Here is a 13,560-nt window from a genome sequence, read left to right on the forward strand (position 1 = left end):
TGAGCGGCGGAGGGTTTTGTCCGGGACGAACCGTCGCGCGAGGAGGGGATGGCATGGGAGGGTGGAGGCGAACAGGGAGGTCGCCGTGGCTGAGCGCATCGTTGTAGGAGTGGTGGACACATCGGCGGGACGACGAGCACTGGAGTGGGCCGCGCATCGCGCACGGTCGCGGAAGGCCACTCTGCTCCTCGCGAGCGTCGTCGGGGGAGCGGTCGGTGCCGTCGGGGAGGGCCCTGTGGTGGACGCGGCGATCGCGGCCGCGCGGAGTCTGCTGGAGGAGCACGCGGAGACGCTGAAGGCCCAGGGCCTGGACGTCGACATCGTCGTGCTCCGCGGCGACCCGGTCCGCCAGCTCGTCTCGACCACCGCGGGCGCGAACCTCCTGGTGATCGGAAGCGACTTCCGACCCGATGACGCGGACAGCCCGCGGCGCGGGGCGCACGGGCTGCGCATCGTCGCCGACTCGTCCTGCCCCGTCGTGGTGATCCCGGATATCGAGGCGGGAGACCGCCGCGGTGTCGTCGTCGGAGTGGACGGGTCGCCGATCTCGGAAGCCGCCGTCGCCTTCGCCGCTGCCGAAGCCGACCGCCTCGGCGAGCCCCTCATCGCGGTGACGGTATGGACGCCCGTGCCCCTTCCGCGCGGAGCGAGGTCGTACCCCGAGCAGTACCTCTCCTCCATGCAGGAGCTGGCCGAAGAGACTCTCGCCGTCGCTCTCGCCGGGCTGCGCCAGACGTATCCGGATCTCGAGCTGCAGCCCCGGGTCGAGCGCGGGTACCCGTCCGAGGTCATCAACCGGGCGGCCGCCGCCGCGAGCCTCGCCGTGGTGGGCTCACACGGGCGGGGGGCCGTCGCCCGGTTCCTGCTCGGGTCGATCAGCCACGAGGTCCTCGCGGCGCTCGTCGCGCCCACCGCCGTCGTCCGCTGACCGGCGGGACGGCATCCGCGGCCTAGAGCGGGCTGGTCAGCACCTCGTGAAGCACGCGTCGGCTGTCGTCTCCGCCCGGTCCTGACCCGCCCGAGAGGGTCACCAGCGCTTTCCAGAGCGCCCAGCCGCGAGCCCGTCGCCACGTCGCGTCGTCGAGTCCGACAGCGTCGCGGAACGCGTCACGCGCGTCCCCCTCGAAGTACGTCCACGCCATGACGAGGTCGCAGGCAGGATCGCCGACGCCGCAGGTGCCGAAATCGATGATCGCCGACAGGCTGCCGTCGCTGATGAGGAGGTTCCCGACGGCGACATCGCCGTGGAACCAGACGGGCGAGGACTCCCAGACGCTGCTCGTCGCCACGAGCCAGACGCTCCGGCAGTTCTCCGTGTCCACGGTGTCGTCCAGCCGCTGCAGCGCGGCGTGGACGTCATCGCTGTAGACGCTCGGATGCGAACCGCGCAAGAACGAGTGCCGGCCGGCGGCCTGCCCCGCGTGCACGGGAAGAGACCTCAGGACGCGGAGGAGGCCCCCGAGATCGACGGCGAGGCGGACACGATCGAGCCCCGCGACGCGGTCGACCGTGTCGCCGTCGAGCCACCGGCGGATGGACCACGGAAACGGATAGCCGCGGCCGGGTTCGCCGAGCGCAACGACGGAGGGAACGGCGACCGGGAGCCGTCCGGCGAGGAACTCGAGCGCTCTGCTCTCCTTCTGCACGGCCGTCGCGTAGGACTCGGCAACGGGAAGGCGAACCGACAGATCCTCACCCAGGCGGAAAGTCCTGTTGTCCCACCCCTGACGCGCCACGGCGCGGACGGGCAGGTGCGCCCAGCGGGGGAACTGCTCTTCGACGAGCTCAGCTACCACGGCTGCATCGATGTCGACTGGTCGGCTCACCCCTCGATACTCCCAGAGGTCGGCTCCCGCAACATGCGAAAGGCCCTCTGGCCTGGGATTTCTCCCGGCCAGAGGGCCTTCCATTTGTTGCGGGGACAGGATTTGAACCTGCGACCTCCGGGTTATGAGCCCGGCGAGCTACCGAACTGCTCCACCCCGCGGCACAAGAGATAACTTATCACGGATCCGGGGAGGCGTCGAATCGAGCGCGGCGCCGGCGCGTGCGAGAGGATGGCGTCATGCCTGAGAACGCCGCCGTCCCCGTCGCCGTGTGCCAGTTCGCTCCCACCGATTCGCGCGAGGCCAACAGGGAGCGGATCGCCGAGCTCGCGACGGACGCCGCCCGACTGGGGGCGAAGCTCATCGTGTTCCCGGAGTACTCGAGCTTCTTCGTCGATCCGATGGACGAACGCCTCGCGGCGAATGCGGAGGGTCTCGACGGTGAGTTCGTGACCGGACTGATCGGCCTGGCCTCGGAGCTCGCCGTCGTCATCGTCGCGGGCGTCACGGAGAAGGCCTCGGACGAGGGGCGCGTGCGCAACACGATCGTCGCCGTGCGCGGCGACGGCATCCTCGCGGTCTACCGCAAGCAGCACCTGTACGACGCGTTCGGGCAGAGCGAGTCGGACTGGGTGGAGCCGGGGGAGATCGGCGAGCCCGCGGTCTTCGAGCTCGGAGGTCTGCGCTTCGGGCTGATGACCTGTTACGACCTGCGGTTCCCCGAGCTGTCGCGGCGCCTCGCGGTCGCCGGTGCCGACGCGCTCGTGGTGCCGGCGGAATGGGTGCGCGGGCCGCTCAAGGAGCACCACTGGACCACGCTGCTCGCCGCGCGGGCCATCGAGAACACGGTGTTCGTCATCGCCGCCGACCACCCGGCGCCGATCGGTGTGGGGCACTCGCGCATCGTGGACCCGCAGGGGGTCGTCCGCGCGGGGATCGGGCCCGAGCCGGGGCTGGCCATCGGAGTGGTCGACGGAGCGGCCGTCACCAGGGTCCGGGAGACGAACCCCTCGCTGCGTGCACGACGTTACGCCGTGGTCCCGCGCTGACCGACCTGACTCAGGCGCGCAGACCGGAGAGACGGGCGGCCGCCTCCTCCAGGACATCGACGCGTTTGCACGCCGCGAAGCGGACGAGGCCCGCGTACGCCGGGCGTCGCGCGGGGGACACGAAGGCGGTGAGGGGGATCGCCACGACCCCGGCCCGTTCCGGAAGCGCGCGGCAGAAGGCCGCCGCATCGGCGCCGCCGAGAGCCGTCGCGTCGGCCACCGTGAAGTAGCCGCCCTGTGGGGCATGGACGGTGAAGCCGGCCGCGCGCAGACCGTCGCCGAGGATCGCGTGCTTGCGGGCGAGCAGGGAGGCGGCATCGGCGAAGAACGCATCGTCGAGGCGCAGGCCGACGGCCACGGCGGGCTGGAAAGGCGCGCCGTTGACGTAGGTGAGGTACTGCTTCACCGTCAGCACGGCCGTGATGAGCGCGGCGGGGCCGTGCACCCAGCCGATCTTCCACCCCGTGGTCGAGAAGGTCTTCCCGGCCGAGGAGATGGTCAGCGTCCGCTCCGCAGCGCCGGGCAGCGTGGCGATGGGCACGTGCGGGCCGCGGAAGGTGAGGTGCTCGTAGACCTCGTCGGTGACGATCACGGCATCGTGCTTCTCGGCCAGACGCACGACCTCCCGGCGGACCTCCTCGTCGAAGACCGCTCCCGTGGGGTTGTGCGGGTCGTTGACGAGGACGATCCGCGTCCGATCCGTGACCGCTTCCGCGAGCTGCTGCAGGTCGGGCTGGAAGTCCGGCGCCCGCAGCGGCACGGTCCGGAGCCGAGCGCCCGCGAGCGCGACCGCCGCGGCGTACGAGTCGTAGTAGGGCTCGAAGACGACGACCTCGTCCTCCGGCCCGTCGATGAGCGCGAGCAGGGTGGCCGTCAGCGCCTCGGTCGCCCCGGCCGTCACGATGACCTCGGTGCCCGGGTCGACGGCGAGCCCGTAGAACCGCTGCTGATGCTCGGCGATCGCCTGCAGGAGATCGGGGAAGCCGCGCCCCGGCGGGTACTGGTTGACGCCCTCGGCGATCGCGGCGCGTGCGGCGGCGAGGACCACCTCCGGGCCGTCCTCGTCCGGGAAGCCCTGCCCCAGATTGATGGAGCCGGTTCTGACCGCCGCGGCGGACATCTCTGCGAAGATGGTGGGCGCGACGGTACCGTCCGCGTCGAGCAGGCCGGCACCGGCCGCCGTGCGACGCCATGCGCCGGGGATGACACTCATGAAGAACAGGCTAAGGCCATAGCTGAAACTCAAGCTCGGCATAAGGAACGCACAGGGATGCGGGGCATCCTGGAGGAGCGTTGAAGGAGCACACCATGAACCAGGACAACCCGCAGGACCGCCCGGCACCGGCGTCGGACGACGCCGTGTCGGCCGGACACACCCCCCAGACCCCTCAGACCCCCGAGGCCGCGCCGAGCGCGCCGTCTCCGGCCGCCGACGGCACCCTCACGGGCACCCCGGCCGCTTCCGCCCCGGTCGCCCCGCAGGGCCACCACATGCCGCCGACGTTCGCGTCGCACGCCGCCGGCGCCCCGACCGTGGCACCCGTGCCGCACGGGCTGGCCGCGCCCGGTCCCGCCGCGGCGGGCGTCCCCGGCGCCGCATTCGGCGTCCCGGCGCACGACACCCGGCCGCTCGACGGCACGGTGCCGCCGGCCGAGGGCACCCCGACCGCGACGAAGGAGAAGTCGCGCGGCGGCACCCGCGTCGCGGCGTTCATCGTCGCAGCCGCCCTCGTCGGCGGCGTCGCCGGCTTCGGCGGAGGCGCGTTGCTCACCGGGCTGCAGGACTCCCCGTCCTCCGGCACGGCGCAGGGACCGCAGACCGTCACGGTCAACAACCCCGGCTCGGTCAACGAGACCACCGCGGTCGCGACCGAGGCGCTTCCCTCCGTCGTCACCATCGAGGTGGCCGGGTCGCAGGAGGCCGGCAGCGGCTCCGGCGTCATCATCAGCAAGGACGGCTACGTCCTCACCAACACCCACGTCGTGACCCTCGGCGGCGCGGCGGCTGATCCGACGATCCGCGTCACGACCTCCGACGGCCGCATCTACGAGGCGACCGTGGTCGGCACCGACCCGATCTACGACCTCGCGGTGATCAAGCTCACGGACGCCGAGGGCCTGACTCCGATCGAGTTCGCCGACTCGTCGAAGCTCAACGTCGGCGATACCGCCGTGGCGCTCGGCGCCCCGCTGGGCCTGGCCAACTCGGTCACCACCGGCATCGTGAGCGCGCTGAACCGCAGCATCCAGATCGCCTCCTCCGCGCTGCCCGACTCCTCTTCCGAGGACGCCCCGCAGGAGCAGGCACCGGAGGACGGCCAGGGCGAGGGGCCCTTCCAGTTCGATCTGCCCGGCAACAGCGGGCAGCAGGCCACCGAGTCGATCTCGATCGCCGTGATCCAGACCGACGCGGCGATCAACCACGGCAACTCCGGCGGTGCCCTCGTCAACAGCAAGGGCGAGCTGATCGGCATCAACGTCGCGATCGCGAGCTCGGGCAACTCGGAGGAGTCGGGTTCGATCGGTATCGGCTTCGCCATCCCGTCCAACATCGCCCAGCGCGTCGCCGATGAGATCATCGCCGATGGCGCGGCCACGCACGGCCTCCTGGGTGCCTCGGTCCGCGATGCCTCCGGCGTCGAGGGCGCGACGGTGGCCGGCGCCTACATCGCCGAGGTCACCGACGGGGGCGCCGCCGAGGCCGCCGGTCTCCAGGCCGGTGACGTCGTGACGCGTTTCAACGGCGTCCCGATCACGAGCGCGACCGACCTGACGGCGCAGGTGCGCGCAGCGGCCGCCGACAGCAAGGCCGACGTGACCTACGTCCGCGACGGCAAGGAGAGCGACATCGAGGTGACGCTCGGCACGCTCGCCGGCTGATCCCCACGTCAGAGAAGGACGCCACCTGCGCGATAGGCTCGCCGGGTGGCGTCCTTCTCTTTCGGCACCGGCAACGCGGCCAAGCTGCTCCGGATCCCGCTGTACGCCCTCGGCCGTCTCGGCACCCTTCTCGTGCCGCGCGGTCCGCGCTGGGTCTTCGGGTGCGGTGCCGGCGTCGGGGACGGCGCCCTCGCCCTGCAGCGGTACGCAGCGGAGGCGGGCCATGACACCCTGTGGCTGGCCGGGTCCCCGCGCGAAGCGGCGGACGCCGCGGCCCTCGGTCTGCGGAGCGTGCCACGGGGCGGTCTGCGCGGCTGGTGGGCGACCGCGCGCGCCGGGGTGCTGATCGTGACCCACGGCCTCGGTGACGTGAACCGCTACGGCAACGGCGGTGCGTTCGTGGTGCAGCTCTGGCATGGCATCCCGCTCAAACGCATCGGCCTCGACTCTCCCGCCACGACCCAGGTGCCGGCCGTGCCCGGTGCGCCGGTCCTGCGTCGGCTCGTCGGCTGGATGTACCGGGGTGCCGCGCAGCGCATCCGGGTGCTCCCTGCCGCCTCGCACCGCGCCAGAGCACGCCTCGAGGCCGCGTTCGGGCTGGGCGATGATCGCGTGGTGGTGACCGGGGAGCCGCGCGTCGACGTGCTCTCGAGCGGTTCGCCCGAGGAACGCCGCGCCCATGCACGGGGGCTGCTCGCCGAGGCCGTGGGCGCGATCGGCGACACCGACCGGATCGTCCTCTACGCGCCGACCTGGCGCGACGGCGCTCCCGACCCCTCCGTCCCGACGGCCGAGGAATGGGTGCGGATCATCCGGGTGCTCGAAGACCACGACGCCGTTCTCCTCGTGCGCTCCCACCCCCTCGGCGACGGCAGCTACGCGCCGCCGGTGCCGACGACGCGGGTGCGGGCGCTGCCCAGCACGGTCGTCAGCGATGTGACGCCGGTGCTGCCCGCCGTCGACATCCTCATCACGGACTACTCGTCGCTCGCGTACGACGTGGGGCTCCTCGCCCTGCCGGTCGTCTTCCTCGCACCGGATGTCGCCGAGTACGCCCGCACCCGCGGCTTCTACGGCCGCTTCGAGGAGGTCGCCGCGTCCGGCGTCGCCACGGGCTGGGAAGACGCCCTCGTCCGGCTGGCGTCGCTGCTCGGCGATGCGGCCGCGTTCGACGAGGCCGCCGAGCGTTCCGCTACGCTCAGCGCGGAGATGCACGCGTTCCGTGACGGTCAGAACACTCGTCGGGTATACCGGGCGATCCGTGCGCGGGGGGTCCCCGCGCCGAAGGGAGCAGCATGACGACGGCCCGCATCGATGACACGGCACAGGCGCTGGTCATCGCAGGGACCGGGCAGCGTCCGGAGAGCGCCGAGCTCACCGGACCGCGGGCGCGGGTGAAGGCCCGCCTCACCGGTGGGGGGAAGACCTGGAAGGCGACGTTCGCGCTCCGCGCGTCGCGATGGGGCGGTCCGGAGCTGCCTCTGCCGTCCGGGGAGTACGACCTGCGGATCGACGGCGTCGATCCGGCCGAGCTGCGTCTCGCGCCGGTGCTCCTCCCGGGGGTGCGGATCGCCGTCGACGGTGCCGTCGTCCACGTCGCGGCGCCCGTGGACCCCGTGTACGACACCGCCGAGGGGCGTTCCACGCTCGAGGAGCGCTACGTGGCGCAGGCAGGCGGCACCGAGAACGCCGTGTTCTTCGAGAGCTTCTACGGCCGGAGCGTCGGCTGCAACCCGCGCGCCATCGATCGGGAGCTCGCACGGCGCGCGCCGGGAGTGCGCCGGTATTGGAGCGTCGCCGACCTGTCGGTCGAGGTGCCGGACGGAGCGATCGCCGTGATCGAGGGCAGCCCGGAATGGTGGCACGCCCGCGGGGCCGCGCGCCTGCTCGTCGTGAACGACTGGCTGCGACGGCGCTTCGCGCGGAAGCCCGGGCAGAAGGTGGTGCAGACCTGGCACGGCACGCCCCTCAAGCGCCTGGCGCTGCACCGCCCCGGGTTCGATCCCCGGCGGATGGCGGCGGTGGTCAAGGAGTCCCGGCGGTGGGACGTGCTGCTCGCGCAGAACACGTACGCCGCGCGGATCCTGCGCAAGGCTTATGCGTTCTTCGGGCGGCCGATCTGGGTCGACGGCTATCCGCGCAACGATGCGCTGCGTACCGGGGACCCGGTCGCCGTTCGCGCGGCGCTCGGCATCGGGGCCGACGAGCGCGTCCTCCTCTACGCCCCGACCTGGCGCGACGACCGGGCGGAGATGGTCGACTTCGTCGATCCCGAACTCCTCGCGCGGCAGACGAACGCCGTCGTGCTGGTGCGCGGCCACTCGCGCACGCTGGGCGAGGGCAGGGATCGCGCCGGCGCCCGGGTGATCGATGTGACGGGCTACCCCGAGACGTCGCAGCTCCTGCTCGCCGCCGACGCCCTCGTCACGGACTACTCCTCCGTCATGTTCGACTTCTCGGTGACCGGCAAGCCGATGTACTTCCTCGTGCCCGACCTCGACCACTACCGCGGTCAGCTCCGCGGCTTCTACTTCGATCTGGCGGAGCGGGCGCCGGGGCCCTTGCTCCGTACGCAGGACGAACTCGTGGCCGCGCTGGAGGATGCGGGGCACCGGGAGAGGTACGCCGAGCGCTATGCCGCCTGGCAGCGGCAGTTCAACACCCTCGACGACGGTCGGGCCGCGCAGCGGGTGGTCGACCGGATCCTCGACCTCGGATTCGTCACGCCGTAGTCGTCGGACGTCAGGGCAGGGGGGTGTTCCGCGTGCCGAGCCGGGACGCGTCCACCGTGTCGCCGGCTCCGCGCAGCACGCCGCCGAGGAAGCCGAGACCCCACGAGAGGTGCATCGTGGGCAGCACGAGGAGCGTCCACAGGCGTTGCCGCACGCCGCCCCCGCCGGGAGCGAGGGCCACGCCGACCACGAGCAGCACGTAGAGCGCGAGCGGGACGTAGACCAGGCACGAGGCGATGAGGGAGGCGGTTCCCGACACCGCACCGGACAGCTGCAAGGCCCCGAGGACCACGGCGAGTGCGACGAACAGCAGCAGGACCGGCGGCGCGAAGTAGCGAAGACCGTTGCGACGACCGAAGCGCCGCACCAGCTCCCCTCGCCAGGCGCCGGTCGCGCGGAACTGCCTGGCCAGGCGCGGCCAGCTCTCGCGGGGCCAGTAGGTCACCGACAGCTCGGGGTCGAACCACACGCGGTGCCCGGCCTGGCGGATGCGCAGGTTCAGCTCCCAGTCCTCGCCGCGGCGGATCGTCTCGTCGAACAGACCGACCTCGTCGAGGACGTCCCGACGGATCACGCCGAGGTAGGCGGACTCCGCCTCTCCTTCGACGCGGCCGCCGTGATACGCCCCGCCGCCGAGGCCGACGGGGGAGTTGTACAGCCGGGCGACGGCCTTCTGGAAGGGCGTCCGGCCCTCGGCGTGCATGACGCCGCCGACGTTGGCGGCCCCCGTGTGCTGCAGGGTCTGCAGGGCCCTGGCCGCGTAGCCGGGAGCGAGCTCGGAGTGGGCATCGACCCGGATGACCGTGGGGTAGCGGCTGGCCCGGATCGCGGCGTTGAGGCCGACCGGGATGTGCGCGGCCGGGTTGTCCACGAGACGGATCCGGTCGTCGGCCGCGGCCAGTCGGCGGGCGAGGGCGGTGGTGCCGTCCGATGACGGTCCCAGCGCGAGGATGAGCTCGGCGGGGACGCCGACCTCCTGGGCGAGCACCGACGCGACGGCGTGCTCCAGGTAGGCGCGTTCGTTGAGCACCGGCATCACGAAGGACACCCCGGTGACGGGGGTGGGGGATCCGTTGGCTGGCACACGTCGATCATGTCACGCCGCTCCTGCCGCTCTCTCTCAGGCGGCGTCCGCCTGTCCGGGCCGCCGCGGATGCCGGGACAGGACGAACTATCCTGGAGGGATGGGTGCACTGTCTGACGCGAAGAAGGCCTACCGTCTCCTGCAGCGGGCGCTCGCTTCGCGCTCGGCGGTGCAGCGCGTCCGCCGCCGGCTGGCGGATCAGGTGCCGTACCCGGCCGAGCACTTCCAGGTCGCGGTGTACTTCGCGGACGGCGCCGTGAACATGTACCAGATGCGGCAGTGGTACCGCCCGCTGGCCGCGCTCGCCGAGCGGTGGCCCGTCGTGGTGCTGGCACGCCAGGCGACCGGCGCGGAGAAGCTCCTCGAGGAGGACGGCCCGCCCGTCGCCTTCGTGCCGAAGGTGCGCGATCTCGAGCGCTTCCTGGCCACGCAGGACATCCGCGTGGTGCTGTACGTGAACCAGAACACCCGCAACTTCCAGATGTTCCGGTACGGCCGCCGGTGGCACGTGTTCATCAACCACGGCGAGTCCGACAAGATGTACATGACCACGAATCAGTACAAGGCCTACGACTACGCCTTCGTCGCCGGTCAGGCGGCGAGGGACCGGCTGTCGCGGACGCTGTGGGACTACGACGTGGAGAGCCGGACGATCGAGATCGGACGCCCCCAGGCGGACCATTACTCCGGCTCGCTCCCGTACACACCGGACGACCGTCTCGTCGTGCTGTACGCGCCGACCTGGGAGGGAGACCGGCCCAGCGCGCACTACGGCTCCATCGCCTCGCACGGCGAGCGCCTCGTGGCGCGACTCCTCGCGACGGGGGAGCACCGCGTCATCTACCGTCCGCACCCGCGAAGCGGTGTCGTCGACGAGGCCTACGGGGCGGCGCACCGGCGCATCATCGCGGCCATCGCCGCCGCGAACGCGGCCGATCCGACCGCCCAGCACGTGTACGACGACGGTCCGGAGCTCGGATGGCAGCTGGCCGCCGCCGACGTCGCCGTCGTGGACATCTCGGCCATGGTGTACGACCGCCTCGCGGCGGGAAAGCCGCTCATGATCACGCGACCGGTCGACGAGGAGGCCGCCGTCGACACCACCGGCTACCTCTCGGACTGCGAGTGGCTGTCCGCAGAGGCGGCGGACGACATCGTCGCCGAGGTGGAGCGCGTGCGGCAGGACGAGGCGGCCGTCGCGCGGCTGCAGATGTGGGTGCGCCACTACTTCGGCGACACCACCCCCGGTGTCGCGACGCAGAAGTTCCACGCGGCCGTCGACCGTCTCATGGGGGAGTGGGAGCGGTGGCGCGATCGCGAGATCGGCGCCGTCCGCGGTGACGCGGACGATGACGACGACGAAGCCGACGACGAGGACGTATGAGCGGCGACCTCCCGCGCTCCGCCGCGCTCGCACCGCGTCTCGAGGTGGTCGACGCGGCGGGGTCGACGAACGCCGACCTCCGTGGGCATGCGGACGACGCCCACGGCTGGCCGCACCTCTCGGTCCTCCTGACCCGGCACCAGACCGCCGGACGGGGGCGACTGGATCGCCGGTGGGTGGCCCCGGCGGGGTCGGCGCTCGCGGTGAGCGTCCTCCTCCGCGATCTGCCCGCCGAACCCGCGGCGCGAGGCTGGATCCCGCTCGCCGCCGGAGCGGCCATGACCGAGGCCGTCGCCGCGCAGCTGCCCGCCGCCACCGTCGCCCTCAAGTGGCCGAACGACGTCCTCGTCGACGGCCGCAAGATCTGCGGCATCCTCGCCGAGGCGACCCCGCACGCTGTCATCGTCGGCGCGGGGGTCAACACGTCCATGACCCCGACGCAGCTTCCGGTGCCCACGGCCACCTCGTTCGCGGTGCACGGCGTGGTCGTCGACGAGGACGAGCTGCTCCGCTCCTACCTCTCGGCGCTCGACGGTCACCTGACCGCGCTCACCGCGGCGGACGACGCGATCGCGAGCGGTCTCCATGCGGCGGTCGCCGCACGGTGCGCGACGGTGGGACAGGCCGTGCGGGTCTCGCTCCCCGGCGGCTCCCTGCTCGACGGCACGGCCGTCGGCATCGACGCCGAGGGACGCCTGCGCGTCGAGGCGGAGGGCACCGTGCACGCGGTCTCGGCCGGCGACGTCGTGCACGTCCGCCCCGCGTGAGGCGGGGACACGCCGCCGCACGGACGGTGTTGTCGGCGATCCCGGGCACAATGGGGGTGTGACCCAGCCCGTGACGCTCGGCGGACGCCCGCTGATGCCGCCGCCCGGCACTCCCGCCGAGGAGTTGCTGATCGCGCGCTTCCGTGGCCACGCGCGTCGGCTCTTCTGGTCGGCGCTCGTGCTCATCGCCGTCTTCGGGGCCACCGCCTACTTCTACGGCAACCTGCCGGCCGGCTTCGAGGACTGGATGCTGCTCGCGGCTGCCGGGACCGTCGTCCTCGTCGCCGTCGTGATCCCCTTCATCGTCTGGTACTCCCGGACGACGACGATCACGACCCGTCGCGTCATCGCCGCCCAGGGCCTGGGCGCGCGCAACCGCCGCGAGATGTCGCACGCACGCGGTTACACGATCGGCGTCCGTCGCGGCCCGCTGCAGCGGATGTGGGGCTGCGGGACCATCACGCTCTCGAACGGCGTGGACGCGCCTCTGCGTCTGGTGAACGTGCCGAACGTCACCCTCGTGCACGAGACCCTCGCCGACCAGATCGAGGTCGGTCAGATCCTGGCCCACCGCGACGCCCAGGCGAGCGGCGACGACTTCGCCTGAGCTCGGCCGACGTGCCCGGTCCGTCCGGGGCGTACCTGCGTTCCCCGGGCGCTCGCGCGTGCGGAAGAATGGGCATGACGAATGGAGGCGGCACATGGCGCTGCGCGTGGGCGTGATCGGCGGAGGACAGCTGGCACGGATGATGATCGCTCCGGCGGTCGAGCTCGGTCTCGATCTGCGGGTGCTCGCCGAAGAGGAGGGTATGGCCGCGGGCCTCGCCGCCACAGCGGTGGGTGACTACCGGGACCTCGAGACCGTGCGTGCCTTCGCCGCCGACGTCGACGTCATCACGTTCGACCACGAGCATGTGCCGCAGGACGTGCTCCGCGCTCTCGTCGCCGAGGGCGTCGCCGTGCACCCCGGCCCGGATGCGCTCCAGTTCGCCCAGGACAAGCTCGTCATGCGCTCCCGGCTGGCGGAGCTCGGCGTGCCGCAGCCCGAGTGGGCTCCGGTCCGCTCCGCTGACGACCTGCAGCGCTTCCTCGACGAGCACGACGGTGCCGCGGTGGTCAAGACGCCGCGGGGCGGGTACGACGGCAAGGGTGTGCGGGTGGTGCGCTCGGGCGCCGAAGCGCAGGACTGGCTCGATGCGCTGCAGGGCTCTGACGCCCTGCTCGTCGAGGAGCTCGTCCCCTTCGTCCGCGAGCTCGCCCAGCAGGTCGCACGCCGACCCGGGGGAGAGATGATCCCGTATCCGGTCGTCGAGACGGTGCAGCGCGACGGCGTCTGCGCCGAGGTGATCGCCCCGGCGCCCGCGGCGACCGAGCGTCTCGCCGAGGTCGCTGAGGACATCGGCCGTCGTATCGCGGAGGGCCTGGGCGTGACCGGGATGCTCGCGGTCGAGCTCTTCGAGACGGACGACGAGCGCATCCTCGTGAACGAGCTCGCCATGCGACCGCACAACAGCGGACATTGGAGCCAGGACGGAGCCGTCACCGGACAGTTCGAGCAGCATCTGCGTGCCGTGGCGGATCTGCCACTGGGGAACACCCAGCCCCGCGCGGCCTGGTCGGTCATGGTGAACATCCTCGGCGGCCCGACGGACGGCACTCTCGGAGACCGTTTCGAGGCGGCGATGACCGCGCACCCCGATGCCAAGATCCACACGTACGGCAAGGCGCCGCGGCCCGGCCGCAAGGTGGGGCACGTGAACGTCGCCGGGGACGACCTCGACGACGCGGTGTACGAGGCCAGGGCCGCCGCAGCGGCCTTCGCCTGAGGATTCCCGCGG

The 13,560-nt window shown here is 72.2% G+C and carries 12 protein-coding genes and 1 tRNA gene; 9 read left to right on the forward strand and 4 right to left on the reverse strand.

The annotated features are described in order from the left end of the window. Positions 1-85 precede the first annotated feature (85 nt). The gene (locus M4D53_RS07590; RefSeq protein ID WP_259953142.1) at positions 86-928 is read left to right on the forward strand and encodes a universal stress protein; all 843 of its coding nucleotides are present in this window, start codon (positions 86-88) and stop codon (positions 926-928) included. Between the two features lie 22 nt (positions 929-950). On the opposite strand, the gene M4D53_RS07595 is transcribed toward M4D53_RS07590, so the two are convergent. Continuing rightward, the gene (locus tag M4D53_RS07595; protein ID WP_259953151.1) at positions 951-1,826 is read right to left on the reverse strand and encodes an aminoglycoside phosphotransferase family protein; all 876 of its coding nucleotides are present in this window, start codon (positions 1,824-1,826) and stop codon (positions 951-953) included. Between the two features lie 87 nt (positions 1,827-1,913). After that, positions 1,914-1,987: transfer RNA gene (locus M4D53_RS07600), tRNA-Met, on the reverse strand. A gap of 78 nt (positions 1,988-2,065) precedes the next feature. On the opposite strand from M4D53_RS07600, the gene M4D53_RS07605 reads away from it, so the two are divergent. Then, a complete protein-coding gene (locus tag M4D53_RS07605; RefSeq protein WP_259953153.1) occupies positions 2,066-2,875 on the forward strand; it encodes a carbon-nitrogen hydrolase family protein in 810 nt (269 codons plus the stop codon). Positions 2,876-2,885: 10 nt separating this feature from the next. Here the strand turns inward: M4D53_RS07605 and M4D53_RS07610 are convergent, their stop codons facing one another. Continuing rightward, positions 2,886-4,088, reverse strand: coding sequence for an aminotransferase class I/II-fold pyridoxal phosphate-dependent enzyme (locus tag M4D53_RS07610; RefSeq protein WP_259953154.1), 1,203 nt, complete (start codon positions 4,086-4,088; stop codon positions 2,886-2,888). 95 nt (positions 4,089-4,183) lie between these two features. Here M4D53_RS07610 and M4D53_RS07615 point away from each other — a divergent pair, with 95 nt between their 5' ends. The 3 genes from M4D53_RS07615 to M4D53_RS07625 are packed head-to-tail and all read left to right on the forward strand — an operon-like array spanning position 4,184 to position 8,487. Further along, complete coding sequence (locus tag M4D53_RS07615) at positions 4,184-5,755, forward strand: S1C family serine protease (RefSeq protein ID WP_259953155.1); 1,572 nt, start codon at positions 4,184-4,186, stop codon at positions 5,753-5,755. Between the two features lie 45 nt (positions 5,756-5,800). Next, positions 5,801-7,054 (forward strand): CDP-glycerol glycerophosphotransferase family protein, encoded by a 1,254-nt coding sequence (locus M4D53_RS07620; RefSeq protein WP_259953156.1) that lies wholly within the window; start codon positions 5,801-5,803, stop codon positions 7,052-7,054. Then, entirely contained in the window at positions 7,051-8,487 is a 1,437-nt protein-coding gene (locus tag M4D53_RS07625) for a CDP-glycerol glycerophosphotransferase family protein (RefSeq protein ID WP_259953157.1), read from the forward strand. The genes M4D53_RS07620 and M4D53_RS07625 overlap by 4 nt, the downstream gene beginning before the upstream one ends. A 10-nt stretch (positions 8,488-8,497) precedes the next feature. On the opposite strand, the gene M4D53_RS07630 is transcribed toward M4D53_RS07625, so the two are convergent. Next, positions 8,498-9,523 (reverse strand): glycosyltransferase, encoded by a 1,026-nt coding sequence (locus M4D53_RS07630; protein WP_259953267.1) that lies wholly within the window; start codon positions 9,521-9,523, stop codon positions 8,498-8,500. Between the two features lie 148 nt (positions 9,524-9,671). Between M4D53_RS07630 and M4D53_RS07635 the strand changes: the two genes are divergently transcribed. The 4 genes from M4D53_RS07635 (at position 9,672) to M4D53_RS07650 (ending at position 13,548) form a co-directional block, all read left to right on the forward strand. After that, complete coding sequence (locus M4D53_RS07635; RefSeq protein WP_187663681.1) at positions 9,672-10,955, forward strand: CDP-glycerol glycerophosphotransferase family protein; 1,284 nt, start codon at positions 9,672-9,674, stop codon at positions 10,953-10,955. Then, a complete protein-coding gene (locus M4D53_RS07640; protein ID WP_259953160.1) occupies positions 10,952-11,722 on the forward strand; it encodes a biotin--[acetyl-CoA-carboxylase] ligase in 771 nt (256 codons plus the stop codon). Before M4D53_RS07635 ends, M4D53_RS07640 begins: the two co-directional genes overlap by 4 nt. A 94-nt stretch (positions 11,723-11,816) precedes the next feature. Then, positions 11,817-12,329 (forward strand): PH domain-containing protein, encoded by a 513-nt coding sequence (locus tag M4D53_RS07645; RefSeq protein ID WP_259953269.1) that lies wholly within the window; start codon positions 11,817-11,819, stop codon positions 12,327-12,329. 94 nt (positions 12,330-12,423) lie between these two features. Beyond that, complete coding sequence (locus M4D53_RS07650) at positions 12,424-13,548, forward strand: 5-(carboxyamino)imidazole ribonucleotide synthase (RefSeq protein ID WP_259953161.1); 1,125 nt, start codon at positions 12,424-12,426, stop codon at positions 13,546-13,548. Positions 13,549-13,560 lie beyond the last annotated feature (12 nt).

This window comes from Microbacterium meiriae (assembly GCF_025143875.1).
GTDB lineage: Bacteria > Actinomycetota > Actinomycetes > Actinomycetales > Microbacteriaceae > Microbacterium > Microbacterium meiriae.